This window comes from Enterobacter cloacae complex sp. SHL012 (assembly GCF_049237505.1).
Lineage (GTDB): Bacteria > Pseudomonadota > Gammaproteobacteria > Enterobacterales > Enterobacteriaceae > Enterobacter > Enterobacter kobei.
The window spans coordinates 1-16236 of sequence record NZ_JBMKIZ010000006.1; the positions used below are offsets into that span (position 1 = coordinate 1).

13 protein-coding genes and 5 tRNA genes are annotated in these 16236 nt (G+C 54.3%); 3 read left to right on the forward strand and 15 right to left on the reverse strand.

Annotated elements, in window-relative coordinates; all coding sequences use genetic code 11:
• The 5 genes from ACOTY9_RS17890 to ACOTY9_RS17910 form a co-directional block, all read right to left on the reverse strand.
• On the reverse strand, positions 1 to 194 hold a 194-nt coding region (locus ACOTY9_RS17890; protein ID WP_004929415.1), incomplete at its 3' end, for a GTP-binding protein.
• A gap of 118 nt (positions 195 to 312) precedes the next feature.
• Positions 313 to 388, reverse strand: a tRNA-Thr gene (locus ACOTY9_RS17895).
• A 6-nt stretch (positions 389 to 394) separates the two neighbouring features.
• A tRNA-Gly gene (locus ACOTY9_RS17900) sits at positions 395 to 469 on the reverse strand.
• 117 nt (positions 470 to 586) lie between these two features.
• A tRNA-Tyr gene (locus ACOTY9_RS17905) sits at positions 587 to 671 on the reverse strand.
• Between the two features lie 8 nt (positions 672 to 679).
• A tRNA-Thr gene (locus ACOTY9_RS17910) sits at positions 680 to 755 on the reverse strand.
• Positions 756 to 1072: 317 nt separating this feature from the next.
• On the opposite strand from ACOTY9_RS17910, the gene coaA reads away from it, so the two are divergent.
• Positions 1073 to 2023 carry a type I pantothenate kinase gene (gene coaA / locus ACOTY9_RS17915; protein ID WP_014882061.1) on the forward strand — a complete coding sequence of 317 codons (951 nt, stop codon included), beginning with the start codon at positions 1073 to 1075 and terminating at the stop codon, positions 2021 to 2023.
• Positions 2024 to 2066: 43 nt separating this feature from the next.
• On the opposite strand, the gene dppF is transcribed toward coaA, so the two are convergent.
• From dppF to ACOTY9_RS17960, 9 genes are all read right to left on the reverse strand, one after another.
• Positions 2067 to 3080: a dipeptide ABC transporter ATP-binding subunit DppF gene (dppF, locus tag ACOTY9_RS17920; RefSeq protein WP_023331759.1), complete on the reverse strand. Its 1014-nt coding sequence runs from the start codon at positions 3078 to 3080 to the stop codon at positions 2067 to 2069.
• On the reverse strand, positions 3077 to 4060 hold the full coding sequence (gene dppD, locus ACOTY9_RS17925; RefSeq protein WP_047026817.1) for a dipeptide ABC transporter ATP-binding protein: 984 nt from the start codon (positions 4058 to 4060) through the stop codon (positions 3077 to 3079). The genes dppF and dppD overlap by 4 nt, the downstream gene beginning before the upstream one ends.
• A 10-nt stretch (positions 4061 to 4070) precedes the next feature.
• Positions 4071 to 4973, reverse strand: coding sequence for a dipeptide ABC transporter permease DppC (gene dppC, locus ACOTY9_RS17930; RefSeq protein WP_014882058.1), 903 nt, complete (start codon positions 4971 to 4973; stop codon positions 4071 to 4073).
• A 9-nt stretch (positions 4974 to 4982) separates the two neighbouring features.
• Entirely contained in the window at positions 4983 to 6002 is a 1020-nt protein-coding gene (dppB, locus tag ACOTY9_RS17935; protein ID WP_014882057.1) for a dipeptide ABC transporter permease DppB, read from the reverse strand.
• Positions 6003 to 6179: 177 nt separating this feature from the next.
• Complete coding sequence (gene dppA / locus ACOTY9_RS17940) at positions 6180 to 7787, reverse strand: dipeptide ABC transporter periplasmic-binding protein DppA (RefSeq protein WP_014882056.1); 1608 nt, start codon at positions 7785 to 7787, stop codon at positions 6180 to 6182.
• A gap of 620 nt (positions 7788 to 8407) precedes the next feature.
• Positions 8408 to 8484, reverse strand: a tRNA-Pro gene (locus tag ACOTY9_RS17945).
• Between the two features lie 91 nt (positions 8485 to 8575).
• Complete coding sequence (eptB, locus tag ACOTY9_RS17950) at positions 8576 to 10267, reverse strand: kdo(2)-lipid A phosphoethanolamine 7''-transferase (RefSeq protein ID WP_348566011.1); 1692 nt, start codon at positions 10265 to 10267, stop codon at positions 8576 to 8578.
• 259 nt (positions 10268 to 10526) lie between these two features.
• Positions 10527 to 11729 carry an L-lactate MFS transporter gene (locus ACOTY9_RS17955; RefSeq protein ID WP_248197412.1) on the reverse strand — a complete coding sequence of 401 codons (1203 nt, stop codon included), beginning with the start codon at positions 11727 to 11729 and terminating at the stop codon, positions 10527 to 10529.
• A gap of 238 nt (positions 11730 to 11967) precedes the next feature.
• Positions 11968 to 12666 (reverse strand): autotransporter domain-containing protein, encoded by a 699-nt coding sequence (locus ACOTY9_RS17960; protein WP_014882053.1) that lies wholly within the window; start codon positions 12664 to 12666, stop codon positions 11968 to 11970.
• Between the two features lie 162 nt (positions 12667 to 12828).
• Here ACOTY9_RS17960 and tag point away from each other — a divergent pair, with 162 nt between their 5' ends.
• Both tag and ACOTY9_RS17970 read left to right on the forward strand, forming a co-directional pair.
• Positions 12829 to 13410 carry a DNA-3-methyladenine glycosylase I gene (tag, locus tag ACOTY9_RS17965; RefSeq protein WP_087529154.1) on the forward strand — a complete coding sequence of 194 codons (582 nt, stop codon included), beginning with the start codon at positions 12829 to 12831 and terminating at the stop codon, positions 13408 to 13410.
• A complete protein-coding gene (locus ACOTY9_RS17970; RefSeq protein WP_048996533.1) occupies positions 13388 to 13834 on the forward strand; it encodes an N-acetyltransferase in 447 nt (148 codons plus the stop codon). Before tag ends, ACOTY9_RS17970 begins: the two co-directional genes overlap by 23 nt.
• On the opposite strand, the gene ACOTY9_RS17975 is transcribed toward ACOTY9_RS17970, so the two are convergent.
• Entirely contained in the window at positions 13797 to 16076 is a 2280-nt protein-coding gene (locus ACOTY9_RS17975) for a molybdopterin guanine dinucleotide-containing S/N-oxide reductase (protein ID WP_348566040.1), read from the reverse strand. The genes ACOTY9_RS17970 and ACOTY9_RS17975 overlap by 38 nt on opposite strands.
• Positions 16077 to 16236: the final 160 nt, after the last annotated feature.

Genomic DNA, 16236 nt, shown 5'->3' on the forward strand with positions numbered 1-16236 from the left:
GTGTTGATGGTGATACCACGAGCTTTTTCTTCTGGTGCGTTATCGATCTGGTCGAATGCACGAGCAGAACCACCGTAGGTTTTAGCCAGAACGGTAGTGATTGCAGCGGTCAGCGTTGTTTTACCATGGTCAACGTGGCCGATAGTACCGACGTTAACGTGCGGTTTTGTACGTTCAAACTTTTCTTTAGACATCGATTGTCCCTCTAAGACACGGATAAATCGGTGATATCACCACATCAACCAGGCGAAATGCCTGAATTGTTGAATACAGTAAAATTGAAACAGAGAGAAACGGGAAGGAGAAGTGAAGTGGTGCTGATACCCAGAGTCGAACTGGGGACCTCACCCTTACCAAGGGTGCGCTCTACCAACTGAGCCATATCAGCACGTATTGGAGCGGGCAGCGGGAATCGAACCCGCATCATCAGCTTGGAAGGCTGAGGTAATAGCCATTATACGATGCCCGCATCCTGAAACTCGGCTACCCAGTTCTTTCTGTAACAAAAAAAGAGATTTCTCTCTTTTTCAGTTTGAGCTGGCTAATTTTTCCAACCAGCTCCGGCGGCATTTACGCTGCCAGAAAGTGGTGGTGGGGGAAGGATTCGAACCTTCGAAGTCTGTGACGGCAGATTTACAGTCTGCTCCCTTTGGCCGCTCGGGAACCCCACCGGACTTGATGGTGCCGACTACCGGAATCGAACTGGTGACCTACTGATTACAAGTCAGTTGCTCTACCTACTGAGCTAAGTCGGCATCAAGTAGCGCGCATTCTATGGATACCTGCGCGGTCATGCAACTAAAAATTTGCATAAAACGTTCTTTCGCTCACATTTTATGCGAACAGCATACTAAGCGCTGTAAAAGTAGTCATTCGCGGTCAAATAATCAACATGCAAGGGTCGTTTGCACGGGATACACCGTAGCGTGACGGCTTCCGCGTAACGTAGCGCTTTCCATCTTTTTTCTTATTATTCCTGCCATCTGGTGTTAACCTCCTGCCCATTGTCCAAAATTAACTGTGTGATGAGCCACGATCCGGCAGTATTGAGCTGGCTCACTGAAGCATGCTTATGAGCAAAAAAGAGCAAACGTTAATGACGCCTTATCTTCACTTTAACCGCAGCCAGTGGGCTGCCCTGCGTGATTCCGTCCCTATGACGCTGACGGAAGGTGAAATCGCACGGTTAAAAGGGATAAACGAAGATCTGTCCCTGGAAGAGGTGGCAGAAATTTATCTCCCCCTTTCTCGCTTGCTTAACTTCTATATCAGCTCCAACCTGCGCCGTCAGGCGGTACTGGAGCAGTTCCTCGGAACGAACGGTCAGCGCATTCCTTATATCATCAGCATTGCGGGCAGCGTGGCCGTGGGTAAAAGCACCACCGCGCGCGTATTGCAGGCGCTGTTGAGCCGCTGGCCTGAACACCGCAGCGTTGAGTTAATTACCACCGACGGCTTCCTGCACCCGAACGAAGTATTAAAAGAACGCGGGCTAATGAAGAAGAAGGGCTTCCCGCTCTCTTATGATATGCACCGTCTGGTGAAATTTGTCTCTGACCTGAAATCCGGGGTGCCTCACGTCACGGCACCGGTCTATTCACACCTGATCTACGATCGTATCCCGGATGGGGATAAAACGGTGGTCCAGCCGGATATCCTGATCCTGGAAGGGTTAAACGTCCTGCAGAGCGGGATGGATTATCCTCATGACCCACATCATGTGTTCGTTTCAGACTTCGTCGATTTCTCTATATATGTTGATGCGCCGGAAGATCTTCTCCAGAGCTGGTACATCAACCGCTTCCTGAAGTTCCGGGAAGGCGCGTTCACCGATCCTGACTCTTACTTCCATAACTATGCGCAGCTGTCAAAAGAAGAGGCCATTAAGGTGGCGACGGGGCTGTGGAATGAGATTAACTACGTGAACCTGAAAGAGAACATCCTGCCGACGCGTGAACGCGCAAGTCTGATCCTCACCAAGAGCGAGAAGCACGCAGTCGACCAGATTCGCTTGCGGAAATAATTGCGCAGACATAAAAAAACCGGCTTAACGCCGGTTTTTTTCTTTATGCATGTGGCTTCTCGCCATTTTCATCCTGATCGACCGCGAAACAGGCGACCAGTTGACCACCATAATCCTTCAGCTGCGGCTGCAGCTGCGTGCAGGGACCAAAACGGCGACTGCAGCGGGCGTTAAATGCACACCCAGGAGGCGGATTCAGCGGGCTTGGCAACTCACCCGTCAGCTTAATACGCTCACGGCGATCGTCCGGGTTGAGGCGCGGCGTCGCAGACAGCAGGGCCTGGGTATACGGGTGACGCGGGTTAGTAAAGATCTGGTCTTTGCTCCCCTTCTCCACGCAGCGACCCAGATACATCACCATCACTTCATCCGCAATGTGTTCGACAACCGACAGATCGTGGGAGATGAACACGTAAGAGAGCCCCAGTTCCTGCTGGAGATCCATCATCAGGTTCAGCACCTGCGCACGCACGGAAACGTCGAGCGCGGAGACGGGCTCATCGGCAATCACCACGTCCGGGTCGAGCATCAGGCCGCGGGCGATGGCAATACGCTGACGCTGGCCACCGGAGAACATATGCGGGTAGCGGTCATAATGCTCGGTTTTCAGGCCGACCTTCGCCATCATCGCCAGCGCTTTTTCGCGGCGCTGCTCTTTGCTCAGATTACTGTTAATGAGCAGCGGCTCTTCCAGAATCTGTCCCACTTTTTTACGCGGGTTCAGAGAACCGTACGGGTTCTGGAACACAATCTGGATTTTCTGACGACGCAACTTCTGCGCCTGAGGATCGTGTTTGAGCAGATCCTGCCCCTGATAATAAAGTTCACCGCCGGTCGGGACTTCAATCATCGTCAACAGACGGCCCAGCGTAGATTTACCACAGCCCGACTCCCCAACCACCGCCAGCGTTTTGCCGCGCTCGAGGGTAAAGGAGACGCCGTCCAGCGCTTTCACCAGGCGCTCAGGGGCAAAAATCCCCTTCTTCACCGGGTAGTGTTTTTTCAGGTCGATGGCCTGCAACAGCGGTTGTTGCGTGGTGGCCTGTTGCGTACTCATAGTGTTGGCCTCCCGGCATCATCGAGTGGGTAGTGGCATTTCGACTGACGGCCGTCAGCAAGCTGGTTCAGCTCTGGCTCCTCCGCCCGGCATTTGTCCGTCGCATACGGACAGCGCGGGTTAAGCAGACAGCCCTGCGGACGGTCATATTTACCCGGCACCACACCCGGCAGTGACGCCAGGCGCGCTTTATCCTGGGCAAACTCCGGCAGCGCACGCAGCAGAGCCTGCGTATAAGGGTGACGCGGTGCGCGGAAGATATCGTGCGAACTTCCGGTCTCGACGACCTGGCCTGCATACATCACGATGATTTTGTGCGCCGCTTCGGCCACCAGCGCCAGGTCATGCGTAATCAGGACCAGCGCCATATTTTCCTGCTGCTGCAACTCCAGCAGCAGTTCGATGATTTGCGCCTGAATGGTCACGTCCAGCGCCGTCGTCGGTTCATCCGCAATCAGCAGTTTTGGCCGACAGGCAATCGCCATCGCGATCATCACGCGCTGGCTCATCCCGCCAGAGAGCTGGTGCGGGTAGACGTCCAGACGCGATGCCGGGTCAGGAATACCCACCTGATTCAGCAGATCGATCGCGCGCTGGCGACGGGTTTTCTTATTACCGCCCTGATGCACCTTTATCGCTTCCATAATCTGGAAGCCGACGGTGTAACACGGGTTAAGGCTGGTCATCGGGTCCTGGAAAATCATCGCCACTTCCGCGCCCACCAGCTGGCGGCGCTGTTTTTCGGAAATGCGCTTCAGATCCTGACCATTGAACTGCAGGTTTTCCGCCATCACACGGCCGGGATAATCGATAAGCCCCATAATCGCCAGTGAGCTCACCGACTTACCGGAACCGGATTCCCCGACAATACCCACCACTTCGCCCTGATTTACGCTGTAGCTGATGCGGTCCACGGCGCGAAATGGGGTGCCTTCGTCTCCGAAGTGCACCGATAATTTATCTACATTTAATAACGCCATCTCGTGCCTCTTACTGCTTCAGTTTGGGATCAAGCGCATCACGCAGGCCATCACCCATCAGGTTAAATGCCAGCACCGTCAGCAGGATTGCCAGACCCGGGAAGGTGACAACCCACCAGGCGCTTTGTGCGAACTGCAACACGTCGGAGAGCATCGTGCCCCACTCCGGTGTTGGTGGCTGCGCACCCATGCCCAGGAAGCCAAGAGCGGCCATATCAAGAATGGCGTTTGAGAAACCGAGCGACGCCTGAACAATCAGCGGCGCAAGGCAGTTCGGGAAGATATTGACGAACATCTGGCGCATCGCCCCCGCCCCCGCCACGCGAGACGCGGTGACGTAGTCGCGGTTCACTTCCACCAGCACCGCCGCACGGGTTAAACGCACGTAGTGAGGAAGCGCCACGAAGGTCAACGCCAGCGCGGCGTTACCGATAGACGGACCGAAGATCGCCACCAGCACCAGCGCCAGCAGCAGGCTTGGCAGCGCCAGCATGATGTCGACAACACGCATAATGATGTTATCGACGATGCCGCCGAAGTAACCCGCCACCAGACCAAGCACAATCCCCATAATCAGGGACAGCACCACCACCAGGCAGCCAACCAGCAGCGACAGACGCGCACCGTACATCAGACGCGACAGCACATCGCGGCCTACATCATCGGTACCCAGCAGGTGTGCCAGGCTACCGCCATCCTGCCACGCAGGAGGCGCAAGCAGCGCATCGCGGAACTGATCCGCAGGGTTATAAGGTGCGAGGAAGTTCGCAAACACCGCAATCAGGATCATGATTGCGACATACACCAGCCCTACTACCGCACCTTTATTGCGCTTGAAGTAGTGCCAGAACTCCTGCAGCGGTGTCATCGGAACCGGTGCAGCAACCACTTTGTTTTCAGAAACGTGTGACATGATGGCCCCTTACTTCTTATGACGAATACGCGGGTTCACCACGCCGTACAGCAAATCGACCAGCAGGTTGACGAGGATAATCATCGTCGCGACCAGCAGCACCCCGCCCTGCACGACCGGATAGTCACGGCGTTGCAGCGCATCAATCAACCAGCGTCCAAGGCCGGGCCAGGAGAAGATGGTTTCGGTCAGGATAGCCCCTGCCAGCAACGTACCCACCTGAAGACCAATAACGGTCACCACCGGCAGCATGGCGTTACGCAGCGCATGTACGATGATGACGCGCATACGGGTTAACCCTTTGGCGCGTGCGGTACGGATGTAATCTTCGCCCAGCACTTCCAGCATGGAGGAACGGGTCATACGCACAATCACCGCCAGAGGGATGGTGCCCAGCACCATGGCTGGCAGGATCATATGCGCGACGGCATCGATGAAGTTCCCCTCTTCACCCCAGATAGCCGTATCAATCAGCATAAAGCCGGTCAACGGATTGGTGTCGTCGAGGAAAACCATATCGCTGACGCGCCCGGAAACGGGCGTCAGGTTAAGCTGCACCGAAACCAGCATAATCAGCATCATGCCCCACCAGAAGATAGGCATGGAGTAGCCGGTCAGCGCCAGGCCAACAGCGGTGTGGTCGAAAATTGAGCCACGTTTAACGGCAGCCAGTACCCCAACTGGAATACCCACCGCAGTGGCGAAAATCATGGCGCAGACGCCAAGCTCCAGTGTCGCTTTAAAACGCGGCACGAACTCGTCCCACACCGGAAGACGGCTTTTCAGCGAAATCCCTAAGTCACCGTGCAACACGCCCCAGATATAATGGAGGTACTGCTGCCACATCGGCTTATCGAGGCCGAGTTCAGCCAGAAGCTGCGCATGACGTTCAGGGGAGATACCACGCTCGCCCGCCATAATCATTACCGGGTCGCCGGGGATCATATGGACGAAGGCAAAAGTGAGAAGGGTGATACCGATAAACGTCGGGATAACAAGTCCCAGACGTCGGAGGATGAACTGCAACATAACCCGGATTCTCTCTGATGACGCACGACCAGTGGCGTGACGTCTGTATTGCTCACAAATCTTATCCCCTCTCCTTTCAGAGAGGAAATAAAGCACTGCTGCCGGGTGGCGCTACGCTTACCCGGCCTACATACCGTAGGCCAGTGCAAGCGCAACGCCGCCTGGCGTTGCTTTTAATTATTCAACCGATACGTTTTCGAAGTGGTGTTTGCCCAGTGGATCAACCACATAGCCCTTCACTTCTTTACGCACTGGCTCATACACGGTGGAGTGAGCAACAATCAGCGCCGGAGCCTGATCGTGCATAACAACCTGCGCTTGCTTGTACAGCTCAATACGTTTGTTGTGATCGTCGGTCGCACGCGCCGGCTGGATCAGGTCTTCAAACGGCTTGTAGCACCAGCGAGAGTAGTTAGAACCGTCTTTCGCCGCCGCGCAGCTGAACAGGGTAGCGAAGAAGTTGTCCGGATCCCCGTTGTCACCGGTCCAGCCCATCATCACCGCCTGGTGCTCACCCGCTTTGGCGCGCTTCAGGTACTCGCCCCACTCGTAGGTCACGATCTTGGCCTGTACACCAACTTTCGCCCAGTCAGCCTGAACCATTTCCGCCATACGGCGTGCGTTCGGGTTGTACGGACGCTGTACCGGCATCGCCCACAGCTCAACGGTGAAGCCTTTATCCTGGCCCGCTTCTTTCAGCAGCGCTTTCGCTTTCTCAGGATCGTAGCTGTAGTCTTTAACGTCATCGTTATAGCCCCACATAGTTGGTGGGATCAGGTTCTTGGCTGCAACGCCTGCGCCCTGGTAAACGGCTTTGATGATCGCTTCTTTGTTCACCGCGTAGGTCAGCGCCTGACGCACCTTCACGTCATCAAACGGTTTCTTCTCGGTGTTGAAGGAGAGGTAGCCCACGTTCAGGCCCGCCTGTTCCAGCAGGTTAATGTTCTTATCCTGCTTCATGCGCGCGATGTCAGCCGGGTTCGGGTATGGCATCACCTGACATTCGTTTTTCTGCAGTTTTGCATAACGCACGGACGCATCAGGCGTGATGGAGAAGACCAGACGGTCGATCTGCGGCTTGGTGCCCCAGTAGCCCGGGAAGGCTTTATACAGAATACGGGAGTCTTTCTGGTACTGCAGCAGTTGGAACGGGCCGGTACCGATTGGGTTCAGGTCCACTTTCTCAGGCGTGCCGGCTTTCAGCATGTTGTCCGCATACTCTTTAGAGAGAATAGAGGCGAAGTCCATGGCCAGGTCAGCCAGGAATGGCGCTTCCGGACGCGTCAGCACGAACTGCACGGTTTTATCGTCCACTTTTTTCACTTCTGAGATCAGGTCAGGCAGACCCATCCCTTCGAAGTACTCATAGCTGCCGCCCGACACTTTGTGGTACGGGTTCTGGGCATTTTTCTGACGGTCGAAGGAGAACACAACGTCGTCGGCGTTAAAGTCACGCGTTGGTTTAAATTCTTTGCTGTCCTGCCACTTCACGCCCTGACGCAGGTGGAAGGTATAGGTCTTACCGTCTTCGCTGACGTCCCACTTCTCAGCCAGACCCGGAATCACTTCGGTGGTGCCGGTTTTGAATTCAACCAGACGGTTATAGATCGGTACAGAGCTTGCGTCGTACGTCGTGCCAGAGGTAAAGAGCTGTGGGTTAAAGCCTTCCGGCGAGCCTTCAGAACAGTAAACCAGGGTTTTTGCCTGTACGCTTGCTGCCACGGTCATAGCCACCAGGCTCAGACCAAGCTTCAGCATCCCTGACTTCTTCAAGGAAATACTCATTATTCTGCTCCAATGTGATGTTTTGCTTTGTTGTGTTACGCCGCCAGACCTTTATTTATTTTTTACCCGGTCCGGTCGGTGGTGCCCGAAGGCAGTAAAGGGATGGAGAATCCTTTCAGAAGAGCGTTTGAGTTGCAGCGCAGATCGTCCCTGAAATGCCCCTCATGCCCTACAATCTGTCAACAGAATGTGAAAACGTCAATACAGGTGACGGGGATTTACGTGGAGTGTGAGAAACCGCAAACAAAGATTAAAAAAACTATGTATGCCAGTTTTCAGCAGGGAAATTTATGCTACTCGCCATCTTGCAGCACAAATATCTACATATTTCGCAACAATCAGTGATTAACTTTTATTCAGAATGGGTAAATTTTCTTGCAGAATGGTGATTATCTGAGCACTAAATACCGCGAACGTTAAAACGCACAGCGAAAAATGCTGAGGTTATCCATAAGCAACGCGAAAAAAGATCAATCTATATATAAAAAAATACAATGGATTATGTCACAAAATCGTTAACAGGCAGGGAGAAGCCAGGATAAGGGGCGTTTTGGTGACTCTGGCGGGCTAAGGTCATAATGCAAAAAGGGCTAACCTTGCGGTTAGCCCTTTTCAGAATGTGGTCGGCGAGAGAGGATTCGAACCTCCGACCCACTGGTCCCAAACCAGTTGCGCTACCAAGCTGCGCTACTCGCCGAATGCGGAGCGCATCTTACTGCTGAGGTGCGCCCCCGTCAATCCCTTATTTTCAAAAAGCTATTCAACTGGCGATATTCTCGCCAGAGCCGCTACTGCGCGGCTTTTGCGGTGCTATCAGGCAGTTTACACCAGTTGTTGTTTTCGTTAATTCCACCATTTGGTGAGGTATAGCCGAGACAACCCATAATGGTGTCGTACAGTTCAACGTGGCGACGTGGCACCTTCATCTCCGCCTCTTTTTTCAGATGAGCAAACATTGCGGCTTTGTCAGGGTTTTCCAGATACTTATCCGACATCCACATAATCATCGGCACGCGGAACTGCTCCGGCGGTGCCATTTTACGGGGTGTGCCGTGAAGATGCTCAAAATCATTAATGGACTCACCATGGTCAGCCGCATAGAACACGATCGCTTTCTTATCGCGTACCTGGTCAATCACCGACTTGATAAAATGATCCACATACAATACTGAGTTATCGTATGAGTTAATTAACTGGTCTTTGGTGCAATCTTTATCGACGCCAACACATTCCGGTGTCCATTTAGCAAAGCTGCGAGGATAGCGCTGGGTATAGTTATAGTGAGACCCTTTGGTATGCAGGATGATCATATGCTTGCCATCCGGATTGCCATTGAGAGAGTTTTTCATCTCGTCGATCAGCAGCATATCATCGACTGCCTTGCCACGATTTCGCGGCTCCGCGCCAATTTGCTCACGATAAGCGATGTTCTTTGCCATGGTGTTGCTGTAGAACCACATCTCGCTCTGCATAGCATAAAGATCGGCACTAAACCCGAGCTGATGAAGCACAGAAAAAACGTTCTGTTCCTTTAAGGTACGCTGTGGGTTATCGCTCGTCCCACCCTCACGAACAAACATGCAACGCAAGGAGAGCTTAGTGGCGGTATCACAGGAGTAGCCGCGATAGGCAATCAGGTTTTTCTCCTGAGCCAGCTCAGGCGTGGTATCACGGCCATAGCCCAGAATCCCCATATGATCCCAGCGCGTTGTTTCGCCAATGATAAAGACGACATAGGTATCGTCGATATCTTTCGGTGCTTCATAAGTAAATTTCTTCACCGGGTTCATCAGCGATTTATTATCAGAAGATTCGTCCACCTGCGCCCACGCATACAACCCCAGAGCAGAGATCCAGTTAGACGGCAGGTAAGAGTTGGCGACCACGCCACCGTAGCTTGGCATATCCACGCCAGAGGTACGTTCATCACTTCTCTGCTTCACTTCCAGCAAGCGAATCGGTCCCCACACCATCAGGCCCGCCAGGAGTACCAATGCGACACTTCTAAAGCGTTTACCTGGCGTTCGAATCTGATGCACAAGCGTATACCGGCAGCGGTTGCTCCAGATGAGCAACAACGGTAAAGCGCTGACAGCCACCAGCCAGAGAATAAAGTGTAACCCAACGACTTCTTTAGAAAGATCGATGTCGGTCGTCATTACGGAGGCAATAATGCCGTATCCTATGACGACGTTCATAAACGTCATGTAATAGCTTGCACCCGCCGAGCAAAGCACAATAAACGTTGCCAGAACACGCCACACGCGGCGGCCAAACAGAGTCAGAACTCGTAGTAAGAAGAAGGTAACCAGTACTGCAGCGACCAATTCGACAACCGCTGCAATTCCTTTCCAGACGGTGAAATCATGCGCGTAACCGTCAAACCGACGAAAAAAAACTGCGCCATTCATAAACAGGCCGATGTACAACGCCAGCAAAAAGCAGAGCTTTTGTTGCGCCATCGATTTAATGTATTTCATGCAAGCTACCCGGAAAAAGGGACAGTACCGCCGCCCATCTCGATTAAAAAGTGGGCAGATTAGACATACGCTCAGGGGATCGTTCAATGAAACGTCTACAAGCGTGATAAGTAGACCACAGGGAAGAGGAAAAGTGGCAAAAGAGAGTGTGATCGGTACAGTTATTTACAAAAAAGCAAATCCCAAAACAGACAATATCGCTTTTTTTCCAGTCTTAAGAAAAATAAAAAGGCCGAATTACCGGCCTTTCTCGTCGTGATTATACATGAACTTCTTTAAATATTTCGCGCTGCGGCTGACGAATCGTCGTGGACAGTGCCAGCGAAATAATCAGCAAAGCAAATATCACGCAGAAGGTCACGTAGAACCCGCCGAACAGCGAGGCAATCAGCGAGCCGCAGATACTGCCGATCCCAAAGCCGAGATAGATAACCCCGTAGTTTTTCGCCAGGTTATTCAGCCCAAAGAACTCGCTTACCAGCGACGGGAAGACGGTAATGGTGCCGCCAAAGTTAAAGGCCACGCAGGCAATTGCTGCAAAGAATGTCGCTTCATTCAGCGGGGCGAACAGTAACGCCGCCATCCCCACCAGAGAGACCACCTGCCCTATCGTAATGACGCGGATACGGGCAATCTTGTCGGACAAGATCCCCAGCACCAGGCGACCAGACAGGTTGGCGATGGAAATAACCGTCACCGCATTCGCCGCGGTTGCCGCATCCAGTTTCACCATTCCCTGGGCGATATCTTTCGCCACGCCAATGACGTACAGACCGCTCATGCAGGCCGTCAGGAACATCACCGCCAGCATCCAGTACTGCGGTTTGCGCATGGACTGCGCCAGCGTAAAGTCGTTCTCCACCACGCCGTTAACGGATTTCACTTCCTGCTGCGGGGCATCTTTCATCAGCGTGGCACCGAACAGAATCATCACCAGCACGATGGCACCCCATATCATGAAGGTCTTTTCGAGGCCAACGGACGCCAGCAGATGGGCATCAATAAACTTAAAGCCGAGGCTGCCCAGGCCATAAGAACCAATGGCAAAGGCGGAGATTAACCCCTTACGCTCCGGGAACCACTTCACGCAGTTCGACAGCGTCAGCAGATAGCCCGCACCGTCTGCCAGGCCCACCAGGACGCCAGCACTCAGCCACAGCATCATCAGGTTGCTGGAATGCGCCGTCAGGAAGAAGCCCAGACCGAGCAAAATGCCGGACGCCATGGTCACGCGCTTCACGCCAAAACGCTCCTGCAGCTTGCCCGCGACGGAAGACGAGATCGCCAGTCCCAGGCTCAGCAGACCAAAAGAAAACGCCACCTGGCTGACCGGTGCGCCAAGTTTGTCGGAAAGCGCACTGTTAAACAGACTCCAGGTATAGACCGATCCCAGCGCGAACTGGGTGACGATGGTGCCAAAGAGCGTGAGCCAACGCGTACGGTTATAAGTTGATGTGTTCATGGCCGTTGTCCTGCAACAGAAATTAGAAGAATTCGCTGAGGGCAACGATAAACAAAACCCTATCAGTGATGGGGTAAAACGGCATGAAATGCAGGAGAAACGGAATGAAATGCCTGGAATCGGGAATGAATGACCTTGCCGGGGAACAAAGCGACAGCAGGTTAGTACCTGCTATCGCTGTAAAGCCTGTGATTATTGTTTTCGAGATGTTATCGCTACGTTTAAAAAAGTAACAACATTAAAAATTCGCGCTCACCCCCAGGGTATAGAGAAACTCTTCACCGGTCGTGGTGCGTTCCCCCTGAGCCAGCGACGCATACGCCGCCATGTGCGTATTAAAAGGCATATCCGTTCCAACAGTGACATCCATCCAGTTACCGTTTTGAGCAGGGGCCGGCGTTTGCGGCATGCCAAACTGCGATTTCCACTGGTTTTCACCAAACTGCTGGTTATAGCTCACCTGCGCCCAGGGACGAAGATCGCCGTACTGAGTATTTACGCGCCAGCCTAGCGTGCTCACGCTGGCATGCCAGAGCGGATCGGCGAGCGTCTGCGTCGTCGCGCTATCGCCAAACTCATTGATCATCATCGGCGTCGAACCGTCATACCGCCAGGACATCACCGGACCGGTGGTGATCCGCGCTGAAACCGGAAAATTCCATCCCAGGCTCATCGCCGCGTCCGTGGTGGCACCTGAGGGAACAGCCAGGGCAAGCCCAGGCAAATTTTGCGAAGACTGAATACGCTCAGCAAGAATATCTTCATAACGCGGTTGGTGATCCGCGTCCCATGTATAGCGTTCCGCCGTATTATTTTGGGCGTCTGAAACGATATATTCCTGTTGCCAGGCAGACGCTGTATGACAAAACAACAGGCAGGCTGAAATCCCCACCAGGCCAGAAACAGCATGGCGACCACTGATTTTTTTTATCATCATCAAAGCGACCCCAGAGAGAGCCGAATTCGGCGATATTTGTCGTTATTCAGGAAGCATTTCTCGGGCATATGGCCCTGTATTAACTATTGTCTTTATACGAGGCACGTCAAGACAGACGGAATGAAAATTTTGCGAAATCAGCATCAGTAAGGGAGATAACGGATGGAACGTTGCGGTTGGGTAAGCCAGGATCAGCTTTATATCGACTATCACGATCGGGAATGGGGCGTGCCGGAGACGGGGGGCAGAAAACTTTTTGAGATGATCTGCCTTGAGGGACAGCAGGCGGGATTGTCATGGATTACGGTACTGAAGAAACGTGAAAACTACCGCAAAGCCTTTCACCAGTTCGACCCCGTCGCCGTCGCCGCCATGACCGATGAAGACGTAGAACGCCTGGTGCAAGATGCTGGCATCATCCGCCATCGCGGTAAGATCCAGGCCATCATCGGCAATGCCCGCGCCTACCTGGCGATGGAGCAAAACGGCGAGCCCTTCTCTGCGTTTGTCTGGTCGTTTGTGAATAACACGCCGCAGCTCACTCAGGCCACCACGCTGGCGGAGATCCCGGCCTCCACGCCGGAGTCGGACGCGCTCTCTAAGGCCCTCAAAAAGCGCGGCTTTAAGTTTGTCGGCTCCACCATCTGCTACGCCTTTATGCAGGCCTGTGGCCTGGTCAATGACCATGTTACCGGCTGCTTCTGTCATCCGGGGAGGCAACATGATCCGCAAATGGCAAAATGACAATGCCGATCCGCTCCTGAGCCTGTGGCTTGAAAGCACCACCGAAGCGCACCCGTTTATCAGCGCAAGCTACTGGAAGGAGAACGAAGCCATGGTGCGAGAAGTCTACCTCCCGGCGGCGGAAACCTGGGTGTGGGAAGAGGACGGTACGCTGCGCGGTTTTATTAGCATTATACAGTCGCAGTTTGTAGGGGCGCTGTTCGTCAGGCCAACGTATATCGGGCAAGGTATTGGAGGCGCGCTGCTGAACCATGTTCAACAGCGCTTCCCGCATTTAAGCCTGGAGGTCTATCAGAAAAACGTCCGGGCGGTGAATTTCTATCATGCACAGGGCTTTCGCATCGAAGACAGCGCCTGGCAGGACGATACCCAGCACCCGACCTGGATTATGAGCTGGCAGGCGGATCAAACGCCGTTAAGGTAAGCTCAGGCCCCTGGTATTTCTCGACCCAGGCCAGCGCCGTATTCCCTGCACAACCGTTCCCCAGCTTCGAGCTGGGGAGATCTTTGGTCAGCACGTTAACCGCCCCGTTTTTACAGATCCCCCCCTCGGCAGGCTCAAGATCGGGCCATGCGCCCTGGTGAATACAGATCACGCCCGGTTTAATCCCGTCGCTGACCACCGCCCCTGCCAGCACCTGACCACGATGATTCCAGACGCGCACCACATCGCCGTCCGCAATCCCGCGGGCTTTAGCGTCATGGGTATTCAGCGTGATCGGCTCTCGCCCGGCGACCGCATACTGCTCGCGCAGTGAGGAGTAGTTAAGCTGGCTGTGCAGACGATGTGCGGGATGAGCAGATAACACCTGCAGCTGCTCCGGCTGGGCGTTGCCGTGCCACTCGTCTGGCTCCAGCCAGGAAGGGTGTGGCGGGCAATCGGCATAGCCAAAGCTGGCGATGCGCTCGCTGTAGATCACAATCTTGCCGCTCTCGGTTTTCAGCGGATGGTTCTCCGGGTCGCGGCGGAAATCAGCGAAACGGACGAACTGCGCGTTCTGTTCGCTTTCCGGCATTTCGATCAACTGGTTCGCTTCCCAAAACGCAGAAAATGGCGGCAGCGTTACGCCCTGCGCCGCACCGCGCTGCCCTGCGATCTGGTAAAACGTCTCCAGCCATTGCAGATCCGTTTTCCCTTCGGTAAAACGTTCGCGACCGCCCGCTTCCCACCGCTCGCTCAGTTCAGCAAACACGTCAAAATCATCACGTGCTTCATCGCGCGGCGCCACAACGCGCTTCATCGGTACCATATGCTGGTTGCTGTAATCGCCGGTCATGGTGAGATCGTTACGCTCAAACGACGTGGTCGCCGGCAGCACAATATCCGCATGTTTGGCCGAAGCGGTCCAGAAACACTCGGAAATCACCACCAGCTCCGGCTTTTGCCAGGCGCGGATCAGGCGATTGGTATCCTGATGGTGCGTGAAGTTCGCCCCGCCCGCCCACCAGATAAATTTAATATCCGGGAAATGGCGGTCCAGACCGTTGTGCTGATAAAAACCGCCCGGGTTTTCCAGGGCTTCAATGATTCGCGCCACCGGGATTTTATCCACGGCATCCACGCCGCCCACCACCGAACCTTGCAGAGAAGCCAGCACCGCCGCTTTGCGCGTTGGGTTTCCGCCGTTGGCAAAATGATAGGAGAGACCAAAACCGCCGCCCGGCGTACCGATCTGTCCGAGCATGGCGGCAAGCGTGACCAGCATCCAGTGCTTCTGCTCGCCAAACTGCTGGCGCTGCATCCCCCAGCCGGACATTAACATCGTGGTATTTTTATGGAACAAGTCCGCCAGTTCGCGGATTTTCTCCGCAGAAACGCCACAAATGTCTGCCGCCCACGCTGCCGTTTTCGCCACCCCATCGGACTGGCCCGTCAGGTAGTCGGCGAACTTATCGAAGCCGGTGGTACAGCGCGTGAGGAAGTCGTCATCGTGCCAGCCGTTTTCGACCAGCGTATGGGCGATACCCAGCATCATTGCCACGTCGGTGCCCATATGCGGCGCAATCCACTCGGCGCTGTCGCCGAAGAAATCCATGGTTTCAGAGCGCATCGGGTCAATGCAGATGATGCGCTTGCCGCTTTTGCGCAGCGCGTCGAAATAGCCAATGCCCTGCTCGTCACTGGCATTCCAGGCAATTTTCAACGTGTTAAGCGGGTTGGCACTCCAGAGCACCACCACATCGGTATGCGCCAGCACCAGAGGCCAGCTGGTCTGCTGCTGGTAAACTTCGTTACCGCCGACCACGTACGGCATGATCGCCTGCGCAGCGCCAGTGGAATAATCTCCCAGATGTCCGGTATAACCGCCCGCCAGGCTCATGTAACGCTGCAGCAGCGTCGACGCCTTATGCAGCACGCCGTTCGAACGCCAGCCGTAAGATCCGGCAAAAATGGACGATGGGCCGTAACGTTCGCGGATGCGCTTATGCTGGGCGTGGATCAACGCCAGCGCGTCATCCCAGCTCACGCGAACAAACTCATCCTGGCCGCGAATACCCTGCGGTTTGTCCGGCGAAGCCAGAAAACCTTTACGCACCATCGGCCAGCGCACGCGCGTTTTGCTATGCACCTGATCGCGAACGACGGTCTGTAAAGAGTTGGGATGTTGTGTTGGCAGTGCCCCGCGGGACGACAAAACATTTTCGCCATCGGTTTCGACCAGCATCGGCCCCCAGTGGGCGGCGGTCAGAATGGTTTTCGTTGAGGTGCTCAAGCGTGCGCTCCTGGTTGCGTGCAGGTTTTACGGCCTTCTTGCTGAGGCCGTTTATGGTTTGTCACAAATTTCAGAGTTATACCCGGAATTTTCTCCGTATCTGGACGTCATA

Bases quoted from the DNA above. Each gene is read 5' to 3' on its own strand.
- coaA (WP_014882061.1), top strand. From the start codon at position 1,073: ATGAGCAAAAAAGAGCAAACGTTAATGACGCCTTATCTTCACTTTAAC.
- dppF (WP_023331759.1), bottom strand. From the start codon at position 3,080: ATGAGTACGCAACAGGCCACCACGCAACAACCGCTGTTGCAGGCCATC.
- dppD (WP_047026817.1), bottom strand. From the start codon at position 4,060: ATGGCGTTATTAAATGTAGATAAATTATCGGTGCACTTCGGAGACGAA.
- dppC (WP_014882058.1), bottom strand. From the start codon at position 4,973: ATGTCACACGTTTCTGAAAACAAAGTGGTTGCTGCACCGGTTCCGATG.
- dppB (WP_014882057.1), bottom strand. From the start codon at position 6,002: ATGTTGCAGTTCATCCTCCGACGTCTGGGACTTGTTATCCCGACGTTT.
- dppA (WP_014882056.1), bottom strand. From the start codon at position 7,787: ATGAGTATTTCCTTGAAGAAGTCAGGGATGCTGAAGCTTGGTCTGAGC.
- eptB (WP_348566011.1), bottom strand. From the start codon at position 10,267: ATGAAATACATTAAATCGATGGCGCAACAAAAGCTCTGCTTTTTGCTG.
- ACOTY9_RS17955 (WP_248197412.1), bottom strand. From the start codon at position 11,729: ATGAACACATCAACTTATAACCGTACGCGTTGGCTCACGCTCTTTGGC.
- ACOTY9_RS17960 (WP_014882053.1), bottom strand. From the start codon at position 12,666: ATGATGATAAAAAAAATCAGTGGTCGCCATGCTGTTTCTGGCCTGGTG.
- tag (WP_087529154.1), top strand. From the start codon at position 12,829: ATGGAACGTTGCGGTTGGGTAAGCCAGGATCAGCTTTATATCGACTAT.
- ACOTY9_RS17970 (WP_048996533.1), top strand. From the start codon at position 13,388: ATGATCCGCAAATGGCAAAATGACAATGCCGATCCGCTCCTGAGCCTG.
- ACOTY9_RS17975 (WP_348566040.1), bottom strand. From the start codon at position 16,076: ATGCTGGTCGAAACCGATGGCGAAAATGTTTTGTCGTCCCGCGGGGCA.